Here is a 6,251-nt window from a genome sequence, read left to right as displayed (position 1 = left end):
GCGAAACCCACACCACACCAACCCACCCTGACCAGCTAACCAACCACCCCCACACAACGGGGGAACCTCAAGCCCGGGTGCCCAAGGCCTCGCCCACAGGCAACCCCCGCCGAAATGAGCACCCCGCCAAGGGGACACCCCCAGCCTGTCCGGCGTTTGAGGACGGAACCCCCCACCCCAGGTGGGAACACCGAAAGCGGGCACGCCCAGCCCATGGACCCAAGGCCTCTGGCACAGGCACCCCCGCCAACGAAAGCACCCCCACGGCGACCCACCCCAGCCTGTCCGGCGTTTGAGGACGGAACCCCCCACCCCCGGTGAGGACGCCCGACACGAGGGCGTCGAGCCCAAGCACCCCGTGCCTCGGGCACAGGCAACCCCCGCCGAAATGAGCACCCCGCCCAGGTGAGGACAACCACCGCAGGAGCCCCCAGCTCAGGCCCTCCCCAACCCCAGGGGCGCCAGCCCCACCCGCGGGGTACCCTCCCTCGCAGGGCAAGTTGGCCGATGGGGGAGAACGTGGTCGCTGATGTCGTCAGCGTGCTGGCCGAGGTTGCCCGGGACGCCGCCCACCGCGACGCCGGACTCCCCGCCTGCCCGAGTTGTACCCACCCCCCGGTGGTCCTGGCGAACCGGGACGACGGGACGGTCGTGCGGCACGGGACCGCCGTCGCCAAGGCGCATGCCCCGGGTACGGACACCCTCGGCCACCGTGTGCGGCTCGCCTTCGCCGCCCACCCCCGGCTTCGCGGGATTCTGCTCCCACCGCTCCCTGTCGCCAGGGACCTCGCGGACGCTCGCCCGGTCACCGGATGGCCCTACGGCCTACCGGTCGACCCCGTGGAACCCGATGCCGCCCCCTGGGAGGAGGCCGCCGTCCTTCTGGCGCGGCTTCACCGCCTTGGGCCCGCCGATCTGCCCGGGCCGCTGCCTCCCATGCGAGGACCCGCCAAGGTCGCCCGTGCCATGGCCCGGATGCGAGCCGCTGCTGCTCAGGAGCACGCGGCGGCTTCGGCCGTTGTGGAGAAGGCGTGGACGGGCCTGCCCGCGTGGGCCCGTGGTGAGGCGCCCGCGCCGCCCAGCGAAACGGTCTGCCACGGCGATCTGCATCTGGGCCAGTTGGTGCGCTATCCGGCCACGAGCGGTCCTTGGCTGCTGATCGACGTCGACGATCTGGGGCTTGGCGACCCGGCTTGGGATCTGGCCCGCCCGGCGGCCTGGTTCGCGGCCGGGCTGCTGGCCCCGGAGATCTGGCTGAGGTTCCTGGGTGCGTACACGAAGGAAGGGGGCCCCGCCGTCCAGGGGAGTGATCCCTGGCCCGCGCTCGATGTGCCGGCCCGGGCATTGACGGTTCAGACGGCGGCTCTCTCCCTGGCGAAGGCGACGGCCGAGCTTCGGGCGCCGGACGAGGTGGATGAGGCGGTGATCGACGCCTGTGCTCGAATCGCTTCGCTCTCAGCGGAGTTGGAGTCCGCACGTCCGGCGTAGGCTGCTGATGTCGCCGGGATCATGCCGGCGGTATGACCGAACGGCAAGGAGTTGAGCCTCACGATGCAGTGTCCCAAGTGTCATGCGCCGATGCACACCTACAACCGCAACGGCATCCAGATCGAGCAGTGCAGCGGCTGCCGGGGAATATTCCTTGACTACGGCGAGCTTGAGGCGCTGACGCGGGTGGAGTCACAGTGGGCGCAGCCCGCTCCTCCGCCCCCGCCGCCCGCGCCGGGTGCGCCGCACGCTCCCGCCTGGGGTGCTCCGCAGCATGGTGGACACCACGGTGGCCACCATGGCGGTCACCACCGTCAGCGTGGCTTCGGTCGCATGCTCTTCTCTTCATGATCCGGATGGCAGCCCCTGGCTGACCCGGAACGACAGAACCCCCGGCCACGATGATCATGGCCGGGGGTTCTGGCTGGTGCGCGATACTGGGATTGAACCAGTGACCTCTTCCGTGTCAGGGAAGCGCTCTCCCGCTGAGCTAATCGCGCAGGTCGAACCGTACTTTTTTGGCGTTCTTCATGCACTTGCGTGCGCGATACTGGGATTGAACCAGTGACCTCTTCCGTGTCAGGGAAGCGCTCTCCCGCTGAGCTAATCGCGCGGAGAATCCCGAAGGATTCAGTGGACGATACTGGGATTGAACCAGTGACCTCTTCCGTGTCAGGGAAGCGCTCTCCCGCTGAGCTAATCGTCCTTGGAGGTGGAGACGGGATTTGAACCCGTGTAGACGGCTTTGCAGGCCGTTGCCTCGCCTCTCGGCCACTCCACCCGGAGTGCTGCGGGGGTTCGGGAAGATCCCCCACATCGAGCGGACGACGAGATTCGAACTCGCGACCCTCACCTTGGCAAGGTGATGCTCTACCAACTGAGCCACGTCCGCTTGTCATTTCCGGAGCGTTCAAGCGTCCCGGCGACGTGTTGAACTCTAGCGGATTACTGAGCCAGCACAAAAACGCGTTTCCGCAGCGTGCTGACTTGTATTCACCCCGCAGTGCCTGGCCGGTACCCCGGTTGGGTCAAGAGCGCCGGTCAGGGGCTCGGGCGGCTCCGGTCATACACTCGCAGATGTGCACCACCTCGTTCCGCTGGCCCGCTTCGGCCCGCTCATAGCCTCCGACCTCCGAGATGTCACCAGCGACCCTGCCGCCCTTGACTCCGCTGGCTTCTGGGCGGTTGCCGCTGACTTCGAGGGCGGTCTGACCTGCGCTCGCTTCGGTGATGTGCGTACGGGACCGGTACCCGCGCCGGTGCCGGGGCGCTGGCGCGGACCGGCCGCGGACCGGTGGGTCTCCTCGCTGGACCGGGCGGGCTATATCGCGGGTGTGCACCGCATTCGTGAGCACATCGCGGCTGGCGAGGTCTATCAGGCCAATCTCTGCCGAGTGCTGTCCGCACCACTGCCCGACCCGGACGCGGCCGATGTCGATGCCTTGACCGCACTCCTTGCCCAAGGTAATCCGGCTCCCTTTGCCGGAACGATTCGGCTGCCTTCCCATGGCGTGGAGATCGCCACCGCGTCGCCCGAGCTCTATCTTCGCCGCACCGGGGACATCGTCGAATCGGGGCCGATCAAGGGTACCGGCCGTACCGCCGAGGACCTGCTGGAGAAGGACCACGCCGAGAACGTCATGATCGTGGATCTGGTCCGCAATGACCTGGGCCGGGTCTGTGCCGTCGGTAGCGTCACCGTTCCGCAACTGTGTGCCATCGAGCCCCACCCCGGTCTCGTCCATCTGGTGTCGACCGTACGGGGGGAACTCGGTCCCAAGGACGGGTGGCAGGACCTCCTCCGTGCCACGTTCCCGCCCGGTTCGGTGACCGGCGCTCCCAAGTCGAGCGCGTTGAGGATCATCGAGGCGCTGGAGACCGCTCCCCGCGGTCCGTACTGCGGAGGCGTCGGTTGGGTAGACGCCGACCGTGGCACCGGTGAGCTAGCCGTGGGGATACGTACGTTCTGGATTGATCGAACCCCGCCGACCGGTGCGGTTCTGCGCTTTGGCACCGGCGCCGGCATCACCTGGGGCTCTGACCCCGAGCGGGAGTGGGACGAGACCGAACTCAAGGCCGCCCGGCTGCTCGCGATAGCGTCGGACCCGGACGACCGGGGACGAATGAGGCAAGCGGAAGGACCAGCGAGATGAAGCTTTGGGTCAACGGTGGATTGAGGGACGCCGATGAGGCCCGGGTGTCGGTGCTCGACCATGGCCTCACCGTGGGGGACGGTGTCTTCGAGACCCTGAAGACGGTCGGTGGAAGGCCTTTCGCACTCACCCTCCACCTGGAACGACTCAGCCGCTCGGCGGCCGGACTCGGACTGCCCGAGCCCGACCACGACGAGGTACGTCACGCCTGTGCCGCCGTACTCGATGCCAACCCCCTCGACCGCGGGCGGCTGCGTATCACCTACACCGGCGGAGTCTCCCCGCTCGGCTCGGACCGCGGCACCGCGAGCCCGACCCTGGTGGTCGCGGTGGGCGTCAGCAAGTCCCCCGCGGCGACGACCGCGGTGATCACCGTGCCGTGGACACGCAATGAACGCGGCGCGGTCGCCGGGCTGAAGACCACGTCCTACGCGGAGAACGTCGTCGCGCTCGCCAAGGCCGCCGAACAGGGCGCGTCGGAGGCACTCTTCGCCAACACCGTCGGTCAGCTCTGCGAGGGCACCGGTTCCAACGTCTTCGTCGTGGTCGATGGTGAGCTGCACACCCCGCCGGTGTCCTCCGGCTGCCTCGCGGGCATCACCCGTGCTCTGACTGTGGAGTGGACCGGCGCTCAGGAGACCGAGCTGCCCTTCGACGTCCTGGCGCGGGCCGAGGAGATCTTCCTGACCTCCAGTCTGCGTGATGTGCAGGCGGTGCACCGGGTGGATGGCCGCCAGCTCACGGACGCGCCGGGCCCGGTGAGTGCCAAGGCGATGCGGGTCTTTGAGGAGCGTGCCGCCGCCGACGCCGATCCCCGTATCGGATAGCCCGCGCGGATCGCTCGGTAAAACCCCGTGACGGACGGCCGTGGGACAGGTACAACACCCCTGATGACCACCACCCTGCGGCCGACCGGGCCGCTTCAGGAAGAGGCGGACGGTGCGCGGTCACGCGCATACGAGGTCTGTGTCAACAGCCGGCCCGTCGGGACGATCGAGATCGCCACGCTGCCCTCGCTCGGCCCTTGGGCGGGCACCATCCGATCGTTGCGGATCGAGGCCCCTGACCGCGGGCGAGGCCGGGGCACGGTTGCCGCGCTCGCTGCCGAGGAGGTGCTCAGGGCCTGGCGCTGCACCCAGATCCAGGTGTCGCTACCCCCGGAGTCCATCGAGGCGGCGCGGCTGGCCACCGCCCTCGGCTATGTCGAGCGCAGCCGCAATATGAGCAAGCCCCTCAACGGGCCGCCGCCTTCGCTGCCCGAGGGCGTTCGCGCCCGTTCGATGACCGACGGTGAGTTCGCCGTCTGGTGGGAGACGGGTCTCAAGGGATACGCACGCAGCTGGGCCGCACGGGGACTCTCGCCCGATCAGGCACTTGCCAAGGCCGAGGCCGACCGCACCGCTGGACTGCCCGACGGCCTTGCCACCGCTGGAGTCCGGCTGGAGGTCCTCGTCTCCCAGGGCGAGACGGTCGGACATCTCTATCTGGGGCGGGGGGAGATCAGGCCTGGGGAGCGGGGCGCCTATGTCTATGAGGTCGAGGTCGTTGAGGCGCATCGGGGGCGGGGTCTTGGACGTGCGTTGATGTTGCTCGCCGAACAGAGAGCGCTGGCGGACGGTGTGCAGCGGATCGGCCTGCATGTCTTTGCCGGAAACACCCCAGCACACCGGCTCTACGAGTCGCTCGGCTACCGGACGGACCGGGTGAACTCGGCGAAACCGCTGCTCTAGTACGCCTACGCGGGCCTTGCGGGGAAGCGCGCTGCCCGCCCCTTTTCGGCCGCGGGGACCCGGCCGCGGGCGGTACGCGCGAGGAGCACCGCCCGGGCGAGGGGTCTAGGCGGGGGAGTCGGCCGCGATGAGTCGCGCCGCGATCTCGGCGATACGGGCCCTCAGCCCCTCCTGGCTCCTGCCGCCGTCGAGCCGCTCACCGTCGATGACATAGGTCGGAGTGCCCGTCACTCCGATCGCCTTGCCCTCGGCCTGGTCGGCGTCCACGATCAGTAGGTGCCGGCCGTCGATCAGGGCGGTGTCGAACTCGTCTGCGTCCAGGCCCAGTTCGCGTGCCGTCTCCAGCAGAAAGGCCTCGCCGTCCTGCTGGAGGCGCTCGACCCGGGTGAGTACGGCTTCGTAGTACTCCTGGCCCTTGCCCTGTTCGACCGCCTCTTCGGCGGCCTGGGCGGCGGCATAGGCGTGCTGGTGCTTCTCCAGGGGGAAGTGCCGCAGCCGTGTCTCCAGTCGGTTGCCGAAGCGCTCCCGCAGGGCCCGGACATCGTCAAGGGCGGTACGGCAGTCGGGACACTGAAGATCGCACCAGAGGTCGAGGACGACGGGGCGGGTGGTGGGCTCGCTCATACGCACAGTCTCCCAGCCTCCGCTCACCGAGCGATCCTGGCCCCGCTGCCCGCTGCCCGCTGCCCGCTGCCCGCTGCCCGCCGTCCCGCTTCGGCAGGCTGACGCGGGCGGGCGTCGTGGCTATCGCCTCGATCAGCGCCCTGGCTCCGTGGCCCTGCCCTCCACCACCTTGCTCCGAGCTGTCCGGGGGCGGCCCGCACCCGTTCTCCACCCGGCGTGACCAGCCACATCCCCACCGCTTCCCACCCGACCTGGG

At 69.2% G+C, this 6,251-nt stretch carries 6 protein-coding genes and 5 tRNA genes; 5 read left to right on the top strand and 6 right to left on the bottom strand.

Annotated elements, in window-relative coordinates; translation table 11 throughout:
* Positions 1–507: 507 nt before the first annotated feature.
* Positions 508–1,488 carry a phosphotransferase family protein gene (locus NBG84_RS32050; protein ID WP_250923186.1) on the top strand — a complete coding sequence of 327 codons (981 nt, stop codon included), beginning with the start codon at positions 508–510 and terminating at the stop codon, positions 1,486–1,488.
* Positions 1,489–1,551: 63 nt separating this feature from the next.
* The gene (locus tag NBG84_RS32045) at positions 1,552–1,839 is read left to right on the top strand and encodes a TFIIB-type zinc ribbon-containing protein (protein WP_250923185.1); all 288 of its coding nucleotides are present in this window, start codon (positions 1,552–1,554) and stop codon (positions 1,837–1,839) included.
* Between the two features lie 74 nt (positions 1,840–1,913).
* Here NBG84_RS32045 and NBG84_RS32040 read toward each other — a convergent pair.
* From NBG84_RS32040 to NBG84_RS32020, 5 genes are all read right to left on the bottom strand, one after another.
* Positions 1,914–1,988, bottom strand: a tRNA-Val gene (locus NBG84_RS32040).
* A gap of 41 nt (positions 1,989–2,029) precedes the next feature.
* Positions 2,030–2,101, bottom strand: a tRNA-Val gene (locus tag NBG84_RS32035).
* A 21-nt stretch (positions 2,102–2,122) separates the two neighbouring features.
* Positions 2,123–2,194, bottom strand: a tRNA-Val gene (locus NBG84_RS32030).
* A 1-nt stretch (position 2,195) separates the two neighbouring features.
* Positions 2,196–2,269, bottom strand: a tRNA-Cys gene (locus tag NBG84_RS32025).
* Positions 2,270–2,307: 38 nt separating this feature from the next.
* Positions 2,308–2,380, bottom strand: a tRNA-Gly gene (locus NBG84_RS32020).
* 187 nt (positions 2,381–2,567) lie between these two features.
* On the opposite strand from NBG84_RS32020, the gene NBG84_RS32015 reads away from it, so the two are divergent.
* The 3 genes from NBG84_RS32015 to NBG84_RS32005 all read left to right on the top strand — a co-directional run bounded on the left by NBG84_RS32015 (position 2,568) and on the right by NBG84_RS32005 (position 5,371).
* Positions 2,568–3,641, top strand: coding sequence for a chorismate-binding protein (locus NBG84_RS32015; protein WP_250923184.1), 1,074 nt, complete (start codon positions 2,568–2,570; stop codon positions 3,639–3,641).
* Positions 3,638–4,468, top strand: coding sequence for an aminotransferase class IV (locus tag NBG84_RS32010; protein ID WP_250923183.1), 831 nt, complete (start codon positions 3,638–3,640; stop codon positions 4,466–4,468). The genes NBG84_RS32015 and NBG84_RS32010 overlap by 4 nt, the downstream gene beginning before the upstream one ends.
* Positions 4,469–4,531: 63 nt before the next feature.
* Positions 4,532–5,371, top strand: a complete 840-nt coding sequence (locus tag NBG84_RS32005; RefSeq protein WP_250923182.1) for a GNAT family N-acetyltransferase — start codon at positions 4,532–4,534, stop codon at positions 5,369–5,371.
* Between the two features lie 105 nt (positions 5,372–5,476).
* Here NBG84_RS32005 and NBG84_RS32000 read toward each other — a convergent pair whose 3' ends face one another.
* Entirely contained in the window at positions 5,477–5,995 is a 519-nt protein-coding gene (locus NBG84_RS32000) for a DsbA family protein (RefSeq protein WP_250923181.1), read from the bottom strand.
* Positions 5,996–6,251: the final 256 nt, after the last annotated feature.

The organism is Streptomyces albipurpureus (assembly GCF_023701525.1).
GTDB lineage: Bacteria > Actinomycetota > Actinomycetes > Streptomycetales > Streptomycetaceae > Streptomyces > Streptomyces albipurpureus.
This window is presented reverse-complemented; position numbering and strand designations above follow the sequence as displayed.

Coding starts and splice junctions, on each gene's coding strand:
- NBG84_RS32045 (WP_250923185.1), top strand. CDS start 1,552: ATGCAGTGTCCCAAGTGTCATGCGCCGATGCACACCTACAACCGCAAC.
- NBG84_RS32050 (WP_250923186.1), top strand. CDS start 508: ATGGGGGAGAACGTGGTCGCTGATGTCGTCAGCGTGCTGGCCGAGGTT.
- NBG84_RS32005 (WP_250923182.1), top strand. CDS start 4,532: ATGACCACCACCCTGCGGCCGACCGGGCCGCTTCAGGAAGAGGCGGAC.
- NBG84_RS32000 (WP_250923181.1), bottom strand. CDS start 5,995: ATGAGCGAGCCCACCACCCGCCCCGTCGTCCTCGACCTCTGGTGCGAT.
- NBG84_RS32010 (WP_250923183.1), top strand. CDS start 3,638: ATGAAGCTTTGGGTCAACGGTGGATTGAGGGACGCCGATGAGGCCCGG.